Origin of the sequence: Pseudomonas sp. YuFO8 (assembly GCF_035065025.1) — a bacterium.
GTDB lineage: Bacteria > Pseudomonadota > Gammaproteobacteria > Pseudomonadales > Pseudomonadaceae > Aquipseudomonas > Aquipseudomonas putida_AE.
This window is the reverse complement of sequence record NZ_JAXDEQ010000032.1, coordinates 1-13613: the sequence shown is the minus strand read 5'-3', so window position 1 is coordinate 13613 and position 13613 is coordinate 1. Positions and strand designations below refer to the sequence as shown.

The 13613-nt window shown below is 62.9% G+C and carries 15 protein-coding genes; 6 read left to right on the top strand and 9 right to left on the bottom strand.

Going from position 1 to position 13613, the window contains the following annotated elements:
* Positions 1-91: 91 nt before the first annotated feature.
* Entirely contained in the window at positions 92-721 is a 630-nt protein-coding gene (locus tag SOP95_RS23425; RefSeq protein WP_323608486.1) for a response regulator transcription factor, read from the top strand.
* 103 nt (positions 722-824) lie between these two features.
* Here SOP95_RS23425 and feaR read toward each other — a convergent pair whose 3' ends face one another.
* The 9 genes from feaR to SOP95_RS23380 all read right to left on the bottom strand — a co-directional run bounded on the left by feaR (position 825) and on the right by SOP95_RS23380 (position 8619).
* Positions 825-1745, bottom strand: a complete 921-nt coding sequence (gene feaR, locus SOP95_RS23420; protein WP_323608485.1) for a transcriptional regulator FeaR — start codon at positions 1743-1745, stop codon at positions 825-827.
* Positions 1746-1804: 59 nt separating this feature from the next.
* Entirely contained in the window at positions 1805-2755 is a 951-nt protein-coding gene (locus SOP95_RS23415) for a PDR/VanB family oxidoreductase (protein ID WP_323608484.1), read from the bottom strand.
* Between the two features lie 150 nt (positions 2756-2905).
* Positions 2906-3646 carry an SDR family NAD(P)-dependent oxidoreductase gene (locus tag SOP95_RS23410; protein WP_323608483.1) on the bottom strand — a complete coding sequence of 247 codons (741 nt, stop codon included), beginning with the start codon at positions 3644-3646 and terminating at the stop codon, positions 2906-2908.
* 10 nt (positions 3647-3656) lie between these two features.
* Entirely contained in the window at positions 3657-4157 is a 501-nt protein-coding gene (locus SOP95_RS23405; RefSeq protein WP_323608482.1) for an aromatic-ring-hydroxylating dioxygenase subunit beta, read from the bottom strand.
* The gene (locus SOP95_RS23400) at positions 4154-5437 is read right to left on the bottom strand and encodes an aromatic ring-hydroxylating oxygenase subunit alpha (RefSeq protein ID WP_274076158.1); all 1284 of its coding nucleotides are present in this window, start codon (positions 5435-5437) and stop codon (positions 4154-4156) included. The genes SOP95_RS23405 and SOP95_RS23400 overlap by 4 nt, the downstream gene beginning before the upstream one ends.
* Positions 5438-5460: 23 nt before the next feature.
* On the bottom strand, positions 5461-6585 hold the full coding sequence (locus tag SOP95_RS23395) for an amidase (protein WP_323608481.1): 1125 nt from the start codon (positions 6583-6585) through the stop codon (positions 5461-5463).
* Entirely contained in the window at positions 6582-7052 is a 471-nt protein-coding gene (locus tag SOP95_RS23390; RefSeq protein WP_323608480.1) for a nuclear transport factor 2 family protein, read from the bottom strand. Before SOP95_RS23390 ends, SOP95_RS23395 begins: the two co-directional genes overlap by 4 nt.
* A 3-nt stretch (positions 7053-7055) precedes the next feature.
* Positions 7056-7427 carry a hypothetical protein gene (locus SOP95_RS23385; protein ID WP_323608479.1) on the bottom strand — a complete coding sequence of 124 codons (372 nt, stop codon included), beginning with the start codon at positions 7425-7427 and terminating at the stop codon, positions 7056-7058.
* Positions 7428-7455: 28 nt separating this feature from the next.
* A complete protein-coding gene (locus SOP95_RS23380) occupies positions 7456-8619 on the bottom strand; it encodes an acyl-CoA dehydrogenase family protein (RefSeq protein WP_323608478.1) in 1164 nt (387 codons plus the stop codon).
* Positions 8620-8933: 314 nt separating this feature from the next.
* Between SOP95_RS23380 and SOP95_RS23375 the strand changes: the two genes are divergently transcribed.
* The 5 genes from SOP95_RS23375 to SOP95_RS23355 all read left to right on the top strand — a co-directional run bounded on the left by SOP95_RS23375 (position 8934) and on the right by SOP95_RS23355 (position 13526).
* Positions 8934-10421 (top strand): sensor histidine kinase, encoded by a 1488-nt coding sequence (locus SOP95_RS23375; protein ID WP_323608476.1) that lies wholly within the window; start codon positions 8934-8936, stop codon positions 10419-10421.
* A gap of 233 nt (positions 10422-10654) precedes the next feature.
* A complete protein-coding gene (locus SOP95_RS23370) occupies positions 10655-11806 on the top strand; it encodes an amine dehydrogenase large subunit (protein WP_323608475.1) in 1152 nt (383 codons plus the stop codon).
* A 14-nt stretch (positions 11807-11820) separates the two neighbouring features.
* Positions 11821-12360, top strand: a complete 540-nt coding sequence (locus tag SOP95_RS23365; RefSeq protein ID WP_323608474.1) for a MauE/DoxX family redox-associated membrane protein — start codon at positions 11821-11823, stop codon at positions 12358-12360.
* A gap of 5 nt (positions 12361-12365) precedes the next feature.
* Positions 12366-12986 carry a methylamine dehydrogenase accessory protein MauD gene (gene mauD, locus SOP95_RS23360; RefSeq protein WP_075949195.1) on the top strand — a complete coding sequence of 207 codons (621 nt, stop codon included), beginning with the start codon at positions 12366-12368 and terminating at the stop codon, positions 12984-12986.
* A gap of 18 nt (positions 12987-13004) precedes the next feature.
* Positions 13005-13526, top strand: coding sequence for a methylamine dehydrogenase light chain (locus tag SOP95_RS23355; protein ID WP_323608473.1), 522 nt, complete (start codon positions 13005-13007; stop codon positions 13524-13526).
* Positions 13527-13613 lie beyond the last annotated feature (87 nt).

Below are 13613 nucleotides of genomic sequence, written 5' to 3'. Positions count from 1 at the left end.
GTATTCTGCTTACAGGCTGGAAAACACACAGCCGATGCGTGCCGCGCGTTCGCGTGCGAAAACAATAATTAGAATTTTCGTGGCAGCCCTGATGCAAACCCGCAAACCGATTGTTTACATCGTTGACGATGACAAGGACCTGCGCACCTCGCTGGCCTGGCTGCTGGAGTCGGTCAGCGTGCAGGCGCAGTGCTTCGCTGGCGCCGATGAGTTCCTCAGCCAGTACGACCCCCAGCAGCCCGCTTGCCTGGTGCTGGATGTGCGCATGCCGGAAACCAGCGGTTTCCAGTTGCAGGAGATCCTCAACCAGCGCGGCAGCACCTTGCCGACCATTTTCGTCTCGGCCCATGGCGACATTCCGATGTCGGTCACGGCGATGAAGAACGGCGCCCTGGACTTCGTCGAGAAGCCCTACAACCCGCAGCAGATGATCGACCGCATCCAGGCGGCGCTCAAGACCGCCGTGCACGCCCAGGCCGACCAGCAACAGCGGCAGAACCTGCAGGGCAAGCTGGCGCTGCTGACCAGCCGCGAGCGTGAAGTGTTGATGCTGGTGATCGATGGCAAGGCCAGCAAGGTGATTGCTCGGGAGCTCAATATCAGCGTGAAGACCGTTGATGTGCACCGCACCAAGATCAAGGAAAAGATGGGTGTGAGCAGCATTGCCATGCTGGTGCGCGAAGTGCTGCATTTGCCGGTGGATGAGCCGGTGCGGCACTGAGGGATCTGCGGCGGTCATCACACCGCCATCGCCAGCAGGCTGGCTCCCACAGGTCAGGTCCACTGTGGGAGCCAGCCTGCTGGCGATGAACGATAACGCGGTGTCAGTGCTGGCTGTAGCGCTTGCGATAGGCACCCGGCGACACGCCAAAGCGCGATTTGAAGGCCGACGAGAAGTAGCTCGAATCCGAGAACCCCCAGGCATAACACAGCGCCGACAGCTTCTGCTCGACATCGCTGCGGCGCAGGTTTTCCGCGCAGAAGTCCAGGCGTCGGTGCTTGATGTATTGCGCCACCACCAGGCCGCGCTTGGAGAACATCCGGTACAGGCCGCGCACGGAAATGCCCACTTCACGGGCGATCAGTTCCGGGCACAGTTCTTCGTCGCTCAGGTGCGCGTCGATGAAGGCGATGATCTTGCGGAACTGCCGCTCATGGGAATCGGCAGCGCTTTCACGGGCGCTGATCCCCGGCAGCAACAGGCTGGCCAGGGCGTCGAGCACCGCTTCGCTTTCCTGCATGTCCAGGCCTTCCTGCTGGCGAGTCTCCAGCACCAGCTTGTTGGCCATCGCCGCCAGGGGGCTGTTGGCGCCGATGCGCGTGGCGCAGTTGACCGCGTTGAAGTGCGAACCACGCTCCACCACCTGACGCGGCAGAATCAGCGACAGCTGTCGGCAATCGTCATTGTAGATCATGTCGCTCGGGCGGCTGGCGTCGATCAGGGCGATGTCGCCACAGCCCAGTTGCGCGCGGTTGTCGCCCTGCTCCAGGTGCGAACTGCCGCGCAGCTGGAACACCGCGTAGTAATGGCCGTCGCTGCTGGTGCTGACGTCCTTGCTGGTGCGATACAGATGCACGTGCGCCATGTCGACCACACTGAGGCTGATCGCGCCGCTGCGAAATTCCGTCAATTGGCCATAGAAGTCGGTGTCCAGCGCCCGGGCGTCGAAACGCCCGCAGGCCTGGTTCACCTGGCTCAACCAACTTTCGAACGCCTCATTGCGCACCGTCGATGCTGTAGTCATGTCCGCAAAGCCTCAGGTTTTTTGTTGTTATTTCTCGACGTATTCCAGCGTCCTTTACCTCAAATGTCCAATACCAGACGAGCGGAAAGTGCCCGGGAAACGCAGGCGCATATCTGCTTGTTGGAGGCCTTTTCCTTGTTCGAAAGGCAGTTGTCGCGGTGCTCCGGCACGCCGTCCAGCACCTCGACGATGCAGGTGCCGCAGATGCCTTCGCGGCATTCGGTGTCGATGTCGCAACCGTGGGCCTGCAGCACGTCGACCAGGCTGCTGTCGGCCGGCACGTGCAGCACCACGCCGGAACTGGCCAGCTCCACTTCGAAACCACCGGCCGGAGCGCTGTTGGCGGCAGGGTCGGCGGCGAAGTGTTCCAGGTGAATGGCGTCGTCGGAACGGGTGCGCGCGGCCACTTCCACCACTTTGTTCATGAACGGTGCCGGGCCGCAGGTGTAGACGTGGGCCGCAGGATTGGCGCGTTCAAGGCAGGCGCTCAATGCGCCGTCCAGATCCGCCGGTTCCACGCCGTAGTGGAATTCCACATGATCGGCAAAATTCGTCGCCAACAGCTGGGTAAACGCCGCGTATTGCGCCGAACGGGCGAAGTAATGCAGGCGGTACGGCTGGCCGCTCTGCGCCAGTCGATAAGCCATGCTCAGCAGTGGCGTCACGCCGATACCGGCGGCGAACAACACGTGTTCGCGGGCACTTTCATCGAGACGGAACAGGTTGCGTGGCGCGCCCATTTCCAGCTCCATGCCCTCTTCCACCTGCTCGTGCAGCGCGAGGGAGCCACCGCGCGACTGCGCTTCTTTTTTCACCGCCACCAGGTAGGCACGGCGATCCTCTGGCGGGCTGCACAGCGAGTACTGGCGGGTCACGCCGGTCGGCCCGGTGAGGTCGACGTGGGCACCCGGTTCATAGGTGTCGAGCGGCTGGCCGTCACTGCGCACGAGGCGAAAGGAACGGATATCCAGCGCTTCGTCGACGATCCTTTCGATCTTCACCTTCATCATTGCATCACCTGACTATTTATTTTCTTGTTAAACACAGCCCCCCTGTAGGAGCTGGCTTGCCAGCGATGGCGGCCTTCAGTCTTGCATCGCCTATGTTGACGCCTTCGCCGGCAAGCCGGCTCCTACAAGGGTTATTTTCCGGGTTGGACATCAGCGCATGAACAGGCCGCCGTTGACGTCCAGGCACGCGCCGGTTACGGACGTTGCGTTGTCGGCGATCAGCAACAGCACGCTGTCGGCGATGAACGCCGGGTCGCCGAGGGTGCCGACCGGGATCATTTTCAGGATCTGTTCCAGACGCTCCGGGGCCACGGTTTCACGCACCACCGGCAAGTCCAGCGGACCTGGCGAGATGCTGTTGACCGTCACGCCTTGTGGCGCCAGTTCACGGGCGAAGACTTTGGTCAGCGTCGCCACGCCGCCCTTGGCCGCCGCGTAATGGGCGCCGGTGGCGGTGCCGCCGTTCTGCCCGGCCAGGGAGGCGATGTTGACGATGCGGCCAAAACCACGCTCGGCGAAGTGGGCGCCGAACACCTGGCAGGCGACAAAGGTGCCGCGCAGGTTGATCGCCATCGACTCGTCGAACTCTTCGGGCGTGATGTCCATCAGCGCCGCGACTTTCGACACGCCGGCGTTGTTCACCAGAATGTCAGTGCCGCCCCAGTGCGCAGCGAGCAGGTCGCGGGCGCGCTGGAAGTCGGCCTTGCTGCGTACATCCAGCTCGATGGCGACGGCCGTGGCGCCGCTGCCGTCCAGCTCGGCGGCCAACGCCTGCACGCCATCGAGGCGCACATCCGCCAGTCCGACGCGATAACCGGCGGCGTGCAGACGGCGGGCGATGCACTCGCCCAGTCCGCGCGAGGCACCCGTTACGAGGGCTACTCGACTCATGATGTTGCCCTCACAGAAGGAAGCCGAGCGCGCTCAGGCTGTCGGTAGAGTTGATCAGCCGAACCACTTTGCGCTCCAGGGTCGGCACGCCATCGGTGAAGCGGATGCGGTGGTTCAGGTCGGCCACGAACGGCGTGTGCACCCCGCGCTTGTAGGCGTACAGCAACTGCGCCGAATTGACTTCGACGATGTCGCCAGCCGCTTCCACCAGGCGGAAGCGCGAGACGGTGCGGATGGTTTTCGCCGCGTCCACCGCCGACGGCGAGTAGCCGGCGGTCAGGCGTTCGATGCGCAGGTCACGCATGCGTGCGTCGTCGTAGGCGTAGTTCAGCGTCGCTTCGAAATCCTCGGTGTCCGGGTCGATCGGCACGATGTACTTGCCGCTCTCGCTCCACAGGGTCGCCCACTCGGCGTAATTCTTGTGGTCGAGCAGTTCGGCTTCGCGCCAGATGAATTCGATGGCCTGGGCCAGCGGGCCGGAAAAGCCGTTCAGCGTGTCTTGATTACTCATTGGCTCATCATCCTTTTCCACATGTCGTAGGCACCGCGCATGCCGCCCTCGTCGGTGGCGTGGCTGACCTTGTCGCCGTTTTCAGCGGTGATTTCGCGGTTCAGGCCGCGGTTGACCAGGATTGGCGCGTCGACGCCGGCGTACGAGCCGCGCTGTACGCGGTCCCAGGCTTCAGCATCGTCGGGGCTGCCGAAACCGAACGGGCCCTGGAAGTGTTCGTGAATGCGCATGCGTTCGCGGTTGGCGATTTCCGGGCCGCCGTCCATGCCGAGGGCGACGTGACGGATCTCGGTTTCGGTGACCGACACCGGACGCAAGACGCGGAAGAACGACATCGACATGGCGATGTTGGGGAACAGGTTCAGGTTGAAACCGGCGCCGTGCAGCGAGCGTACGATGCGGCGTACTTGATCCGCCGGCATGGTTTTCGACAGTTCTTCAGTGACGTGGGCGAAGCGTTCCTGCAACTGCTCGGTGCCGTCATCGTGATCCAGATCGACGTGCTCCGGCACCATCACCATCACGCTGTGGCCGTTGCCCAGCGAATGGGTCACGGCTTGTTCATCGGTCATGAACGAGAGCATTTCCGAGGTTTCTTCATCCACCGACGACATGAACGACTTGTGCACGATCGGGAAGTGGTAACCGTCGGTGGTGTTTTCCAGCTGGATCTTCCAGTTGCCCTTGAAGCTGAACTTGTGTTCGCCCTGGGTCTTGATCGGGTAACCGGCGCCCTGTTTCATGAACAGATCCATCCAGTGTCTGGCGCCGCCGAGGAAGTCTTCCAGCGGCTCGATCTCGTCGTTGTAGCTGGCGAAGACCATGCCGGCGTAGCTTTCCACGCGCAGGCTGGTCAGCGGCAGTTCGGATTTCTCCAGGATGCCTTCGTAGCCATCCGGATACGGCAACGCGCGCAGCTTGCCGTCCAGGCCATAGGACCAGCTGTGGTACGGGCAGGTGAAACCGGTGGCGTTGCCCTTGTGCTTCTCGCACACGGTGGCGCCACGGTGGCGGCAACGGTTTTCCAGCACGTTGATGTTGTTCTTCTTGTCGCGAACGACGATCACCGGGCGACGGCCGATGGTGGCGGTCTTGAAGTCGCCGCTGTTGCGCACTTCGCTTTCGTGGGCAACCCACACCCAGGTGCGGTAGAAAATCTTCTCGAGCTCGGCTTCGAACAGCGCCGGGTCGTTGTACAGCGAGACGTCGACGCGGTCATGCTGGACCAGGTCTTCGGGGCTTTTCGACGTTGCGATCAGCCGGTATTCATGAGTGCTCATGCGGTTCTCCTCATGGCTTCTTTTTATGATTGATTAGTAGAGGCTTGCAGCTGCGCACCGAAGGCGCAGACCAGTTCGTCCTGACCTTTGCGACCGACGATCTGCAGGCCGACTTTGAGCCCGCCGCAATCGAGTTCCACCGGCACGCTCAGCGCTGGGTGGCCGCTGAGGTTGAAGGGGCGCACCAGCGGCGTCATGCCGGCGACGGCCTTGCTGGCGCTACGCGCTTCACTCAGCGTGGGTGGCAGGCTTGGCATCGTCGGCAGCAGCAATACGGCAAAGTCTTCCAGCACCGCGTCCACTTGTTGGGTGAACGCTGTGCGCACGGCTTCGGCCTGGGCCAGCTCGTCACGCGTAGTGCGGCTGGCCACCAGCAAGCGTGTTTCTACATCGGAGCCAATCAGGCCCTTGCCGGTCAGGTGGCCGAACGCTGCCCAGTTTTCGAAATTGATCACGGTCAGGCCGGCGGCGAAGGCAGCTTCGAATTCGCTCAATTGCAGGTGGCTGCGACGCCAGCCCGCGCGGTCGGCGGCAGCACCGAGGCTGGCTTGCAGATGCGCGTCGCAGGCCACGTCGAGGAAGCCGACCCTGGCACCGTCACCGGGCAAACCTTGCACGGCGAAACCCGGACAAATCACCTGCATGGCGGCGATCAGATCGTCCATGGTTTTGGCGAACGGCCCGACGCAATCGAGGCTGGATTCCAGCGGATGTGCGCCAACACGACTGACCCGACCGTAAGTCGGCTTGAGCCCGGCGATGCCGCAGCAGGCCGCCGGCACCCGCACCGAACCACCGGTGTCGGTGCCGATGGCGATATCCGCCAACCCGGCCGCGACCGCCGAAGCGGAACCGCTGGACGAGCCGCCAGGAACACGATCCGGCGCTTGCGGATTGATCGGCGTGCCCGTCCAGTCGTTGATGCCGGTGACGCCAAAGGCCAGTTCGTGCAGGTTGGTCTTGCCGACGATCTGCCAGCCGGCGTTGAGGATCGCGTCCACCACTTCGGCGTTTTTAGTTGCTGCGGGTGCATCGGCAAAGGCACGGCTGCCCGAGCGGGTCGGATGGCCGGCGATGTCGATGGAGTCCTTGATGGCCACGCGCTTGCCGTTGCCACCGAGGAGGAATTCGCTGATGAACGTACTCATGCATTGAGCTCCGTGTTGAACAGCCGTTGCGTACGGAAATGCGCGATCAGCCAGGTGCCGTCGACACAGCGGAAATCAATGTTCAGACGGGTGCCGAACAGCTCGTTGCGGCCATCGGCGTAGGTGGAGATCTGCTGCATGATCCACTGCCCTTGCGCCGCGCTGCCGTCGACCAGGATCGATTCGCTGGTGAGGTAATGCAGGTTCAACCGGAAGTGGTCCGAAGGCGGCAGGTAACCACCGACAAAGGCGGCCACCGCTTCACGTCCACGATGTTGGCCAAACGTCTGCGCAGCGGAACTGCCTACGCCTTCCCAGATCGCATCGACGGTGAACAACCGGGCCAACTCACTGACTTCAACCACCGCCCGCGGCACATCGCACAGGTCCATGTAGCGCGCCATCAAGCGGCGCACTGCGCTTTCCCCTTCGAGTGTCTGAAGACGCTGCAGCAAGGCCTCGTTCATGGCTTACACCCTGGCCGCATCAGGGATGGTCAGCGGACGACCGATGCGCGCTTCGATCTTCGCGTAGCGCCACAGGCTGTATTGGCCGACCGGCGTGGTGCGGAACAGGTTGCAGGCGTCGATCACCGACTGGTGGCAGTCGACGTCGGCCATGATGTACACGGTCCAGGGCGAGTTGGTCGACGGGCCGACCATCAGGCGGTCGTCATCCATGGCGCCGAGCACGGTGATGCCGGGCATGGCGCCGAGGTCACCCATCATCTGGCTGAAGCCTTTCCATACGCTCAGGCCTTCGCCGGTGGGCAGGTCGAAAAAGTTCTGGGTGATGCCGATGCAGAAGACGACGCGCAACGGTTCTTGAGTGGTCTGTGTCATGAGTGTCGATCCTTTTGAAATAGAGAATTCAGATGTAGCCCGGGAACGGCGGTACGCCGAGGAACACCGAGCCGGCGCCGTCGTACAGCCCTTCGCTGAGGAAGGCGTGCTGGGTCACCACCATCGAGTCGCGCATGTAACGCTGCAGCGGATGGCGCAGGTAAATGGCAGTGGTACCGGCCAGGCTGTAGGCGCTCTGCACCACGGCGGCACCGGCCTGCGACACGTGGATGGCGGACAGGCGCAGCAGGCTGGTCTGCTCCGGCGTGACCGGGTTGCCCGCGAGGATCGAGTTCCATACCTGTTCGGTGGCGTTGTAGAAGAAACCGCGCGCAGCACTGAGCTTGGCTTCAGCCTTGGCGATTTCGATGCGCACGTAAGCGCGGTCGGCTAATTTCGGCGCGCCGGTGATACCCGAACCGCCGGCCATGCGGCTGATTTCATCCAGTGCAGCACGGGCCAGGCCGAGGTTGACCACTGCCAGCACTTGCGCGGCGTAGGCAATCGACGGGTACCGGAACAACGGCTCATCGATGGTTGCAGCCCCACCCCGGATAAAGGTCCAGCGCTCGTCGACGCGCTTGTCGGTGACGCGCAGGTCGTGGCTGCCGGTGCCTTTAAGGCCAACCACGTCCCAGTTCTCGACGATCTCTACCTGGTCCGGACGCAATACCGCTGTGCGCGGCTTGCCGCCTGCGGCACCGATGCCCACACCCAGCAGGTCGGCGCCTTTGCAGCCGCTGGCAAACTTCCAGGTGCCGTTGACCTGGTAGCCACCCTCTACCACCTCGGCCGGTTGCAGCGGAAACAGGGCGCCGGCAAAGACCAGGTCAGGGCTTTGCGAATAGAGTTCAGCCAGGGTTTCTGCTGGCAATGCGGCAAGATAGACGCCGGCGCTGCCGAAGCTCGCGACCCAGCCAGCAGAGCCGTCGGCTTCGGAGATGCGCTCGATCATTTGCAGAAACTTTGCCGGGGCCAGGGCGTCGCCGCCGTAGCATTTCGGCGTGGCGGCGCGGTAGATGCCCACCTGCTTGAAGCGCTCGATCATGTCCCGTGGCACGTGGGAGCCGGCGTCGAAATCGTTGCGGCGTTGGCGTACTTCTTCCAGTACCTGCGCAAAGGCCGGGCTGTCGACGACATTCTCGTCAACGCCGATCGATGCGTCTTGTTGCACGACCGCTGAACGCAGCATGGGCTTTCTCCGATTTTCTTATTGTGTAGGAGCGAGCTTGCTCGCGATGGCCGACCAGACACCGCGAGCAATCAGGCGGCCCGCGTCATCGTTGACGCCTTTCGCGAGCAAGCTCGCTCCTACAGGTAATGGGTGGTAGTCACCCTTGCATTGCGGTCCAGTGTAAAAACCGCATGCCGGCGCAACTATTGGTGCGTGCAGCCCCCCGACTAAAGAAAACCCCTAGAGCCACACCGGTAACCTCTGAGCGCATCCCGCTGTGCGAGCAGGTATAAAACGCCATACTGCAAATCTCTGCCGCCAAGGGCCGTGCGATGTACTTGCCAAAACCAAACGATTTTTATGCGCTGGTCGAAGCCATGCCGCTGTGCATCATTCTTCACGATGCGCAGACCAAGGAAATTCTCTGGGCCAATGCTGCCGCCTTGGCGGCGCTGGGTTTTACCCTGGAGGAACTGACGCCGCTCAAGGCCCCGGACATGACCCGCGACGCACCGAAGTACCGGCGCTCGGTGGGGCTGCGCTGGCTGGAAGGCGCCGCGCGCACCGGCCAGCGCGCCATCGAGTGGTGCTATCGCTCCAAGCAAGGCGTCGAGATTCTTTCCGAGGCGGTGGCGACCCTGGTGCACCTGGACGGTCGCGATGTGCTGATGGTGCAGTTTCGCGACATCTCCAAGGAGGACAGGGTCAAGCGTGACCTCAAGCGTTTCGAAAGTCGGCTCAAGGCTTTCATGCAGGATTTGGCCGAAGGCGTGGCGGTGCTGGGCCCCGAGGGTGATATCCGCTTCATCAGCGATTCCGGCGCGCATTTGCTCGCTAGCGAAGTGCGTCAGCTGATGGGCAAGAATTTTCTCGGCTGGTGCGACGACGCTTCACGCCAGCGCCTGTTGCAACAGCTCGCCAACGAAACACCGGAGCACGCGCCGTTCAGCGTTCACTACAAAGTGCAGCGGCGCGACGGCGAGTGGCGCTGGCATGACGCAACCTGCCGCTACATCGAGATTGAGGACGATCTGGTCGGGCACCTGCTGTTGTTCCACGACGTCACCGAACAGGTGCAGGCGGAAGAAGCGCGGCGGGTCAGCGAGCAGAAACTCGAATACCTGGCGCGCTACAACGCCATGGGCGAAATGGCCGTGGCCATCGCCCATGAACTGAGCCAACCGCTGGCCGCCACCCGCAATTTCATCGAGGGCGCGGTGATTCGCCTGGGCAACGCCGCCGATGCAGATCAGGGCGTCGCCTGGGGTCTGCAGAATGCCGTGCGGCAGATCGAGCACGCCTCGGTGATCATCAAGAGCGTGCGCGATTACGTAGTGAAACTGGAGCAGAGCGAAGAGCTGATCGACCTCAACGAGTTGCTGCGCGAAACCCGCTACTTCATCAGCCTGCGGGCCGACCCGAGCCTGGTGCGCGTGGACGTCATCACCTCTCCCGAGCCGCTGCGGGTGAGCTGCGAGAAGGTGTTGATCGGCCAGGTGATCCTCAACCTGGCGTTCAATGCGATCGAAGAAATGGCCGACCTCCCCGTCGAACGCCGTTTGCTGCGCATCCATGCCCGCGCCGACAACGGCATGGCGCTGGTGAGCATCGAGGACAGCGGCCGCGGCATCCAGGCCCAAGCGCAAGAGAAGCTGTTCGACGGTTTCTTCTCGTCCAAGGTCAGCGGCAACGGCATCGGCCTGGCGCTGTGCAAGAACATCATCGGCCGTCACCGGGGCGATATCTGGGCGCAAAACCTGGAGCCTTGCGGTGCCGTATTCAGCTTTTCCCTTCCCCTGGCCACCCCCGCCCCCCTGTAGGAGCGAGCTTGCTCGCGAAAAACGTCAGGACGATCCGGTCATTCAGGCAGCGCGCGTTATCGTTGACGTCCATCGCGAGCAAGCTCGCTCCTGCAACATGACACTGGCACAGATACACAAACACTTGGCAGGCAGGGCAATTCCTGGGATTGCCGGGCGAGGCACTATTCGATGGTCAGAATCTGCCCACTCACCCGCGATCCGCGTTACCAACAATTCAGGAAGTTCCCCTTATGCGAACAAACAGGATCTCCGTACAGTCAGCGCTAGGCCTGAGCCTGCTTGTACTCGGTTTGAACAGTGCCCGTGCGGACCTGCCGGCCGACACCGGCATCGGCCAGACCACCCTGGCCTTCCCCGCTGAACCGCACCGCGCGTTTGTCGTCGATGTCGAGTTCGAAAGCTTCGTCGCCGGCCGTGTCACCGTGGTCGACCCGGATCAGAAACGTGTGCTGGGCATGGTGCCGACCGGTTTCGCCGCGCCTTCGGCCCTGAGCCACGACGGCAAGCTGCTCTACAGCGCCGACATCTGGTATTCGCGCGGCACCCGCGGCACCCGCACCGACGTCCTGACCGCCTGGGACAGCTCGACCCTGTCGCCGGCCTGGGAAGTGCTGATCCCGAACAAGCGCGCCGAGTCGCTGACCCAGCGCTACGCCCTGAAGACCAGCGGCGACGATCGTTTCGTCTACGTCTACAACTTCACCCCCTCGACCTCGGTAACCGTGGTCGACACCCAGACCAAGGCCGTCGCCAGCGAAATCTCGATCCCTGGCTGCGTGCTCAATTACCCGGTGGGCAAACGTCGTTTCGCCTCGCTGTGCGGCGACGGCAGCCTGCAGGTGGTGACCCTCAACGACCAGGGCCAGGAAACCGCGCGCAACCGCACGCCGTTCTTCGATCCGAACGCAGAAAAACTGGTGGAGCGCGCGGTCAACGTCGGCGACACCTACTACTTCACCACCACCACCGGCACCGTGCGCGCCGTGGATTTCTCCGGCGACACGCCGAAAATCCTGCCGAGCTGGTCGCTGACCACCGACGAAGAAAAGAAAGCCGGCTGGGCACCGGGCGGCTGGCAGCTGATGGCCGTCGCGCCGAAGCTCAACCGCCTGTACGTGCTGATGCATGACGCTCATGAACCGATGAAGTGGGAAGACCCGAGCACCTTCATCTGGGCCTTCGATCTCAAGACCATGAAGAAAGTCGCCACCCTGCAAGCCCCGGCACCGGTGTGGAGCATGCAGGCAACCGGCGACGACAAGCCGCTGTTGCTGGGCACCGACGTTGAAGGTGGCTTGCAGATCTTCGACCTCAAGACCAACCAGCACACCGGCAGCATGGCCAAGGTCGCCAAAACCGCGACCCAGGTCATGAGCTACTAAACGAGATTCGGCCCATGCAATCAGATCCGATCTTCATTAATGCCTGCGCCCTCGCCATTTCGGCGCTGCTGGCCAGTGCCGCGACCCACAAGGTGCGCGCCCCGGGGCGCTTCGCCAAACAGCTGGCGGATTATCAACTGCTGCCTACCGCACTGGTTCGCCCGAGCGCCAGGCTTATCCCGCTGCTGGAACTGGCCATCGCTTTCGCGTTGCTGGTCCCGGTCAGCCGGGGCTGGGCGGCGTTGAGCGCGGCCAGCCTGCTGGCGCTGTACGCCGCCGCCATCGGCATCAACCTGTGGCGCGGTCGTCGCGACATCGACTGCGGCTGTGCCGGTCCAGACCAGGCACAACCGCTGCGCCCGGTGCTGCTGCTGCGCAACAGTGTGCTGGTGGCGCTGGCGCTGCTGGCCAGCGTGGCGCCGGTGGTGCGTGACATGACTGTGTTCGATGGCTTCGTCACCGTGGCCGCCGCCGCTGTCGCGCTGCTTATCTACGCCGCGGCCGATGGCCTGCTGGCGAACTCCCCTCTTCTGCTCAAATTGATTGGTAGGTAATCGAAATGGAAGGCTTGATAGTTTCCAATGTTCTGCTCTGGGTGCTGCTGGTGGCCGTGGCGTTTGTCGTCATGGGCCTGGTCCGTCAGATTGGCGTGCTGCACGGTCGCCTGGCGCCGGCCGGCGCGCTGATGGTCGACAAAGGCGTGGCCGTCAACGAAGCCGCACCGCAAATCACCGCCGCCGACCGCAAGGGCCGCCCGGTGAACTTCGGCTATGCTGGCGAAAAATCGCAACTGCTGTTTTTCCTCTCGCCGACCTGCCCGATCTGCAAGTCCTTGCTGCCGGCGATCAAATCCATCGCCAAAGAACAGGCCGGTACGCTCGACGTGGTGTTCGTCAGCGATGGCGACATGGATGCCCAGCAAGCGCTGATCCGCGAACACAAGCTCGAAGACGCCACCTACGTGGTCGGCCCGGAAGTGGGCATGACCTACCAGATCGGCAAGCTGCCCTACGCCGCCCTGATCGACAAGTCCGGCACCCTGCGCGCCAAAGGCCTGGTCAACTCCCGCGAACACCTGGACAGCCTGTTCGAAGTTGAGCACTTGAAGCACGCCACGCTGCAGCAATACCTCAACGCGCAGCCCCACGACCATGACCACAGCCACGGCCATAGCCACTGATAAGGCAGGGAGACCTTCATGAAACTGCTGGATCTGTTGTTCGAGCGCTCGACGCGCCGTGTTGCCGACACTACTTCGCGCCGCAAACTGCTGTCGCGCATGGGCTCGCTGATGGTGGCCGGTGCCGCCCTGCCGCTGCTGCTGCCCCTGGATCGCACCAGCAAGGCGCTGGCCGCCACTGACCCGAAGGCCGGTGACCCGGGTGATCCGAACAGTTGCGACTACTGGCGCTACTGTTCCATCGACGGTTTTCTGTGCAGTTGCTGCGGCGGGTCGGTGACGTCCTGCCCACCGGGCACCGAAGCCTCGAAAGTGACCTGGATCGGCACCTGCCGCAACCCGGCCGACGGCAAGGACTACATCATTTCGTACAACGACTGCTGCGGTAAGCAAAGCTGCGCCCAGTGCGCCTGCACCCGTAACGACAGTGAAGAACCGGCCTACCGCCCGTTCAACAACAACGATGTGAACTGGTGCCTGGCGGCCAAATCGCACATCTATCACTGCACCGTTTCGATCATCCGTGGCGTGGCGGTCTGACACCCACCGCCGGTTGCCCTGGCAACCGGCATTTGATTTGTAGGAGCCCGGCTTGCCGGCGAAGGCGTTTATAAGGACGCCTTCGCC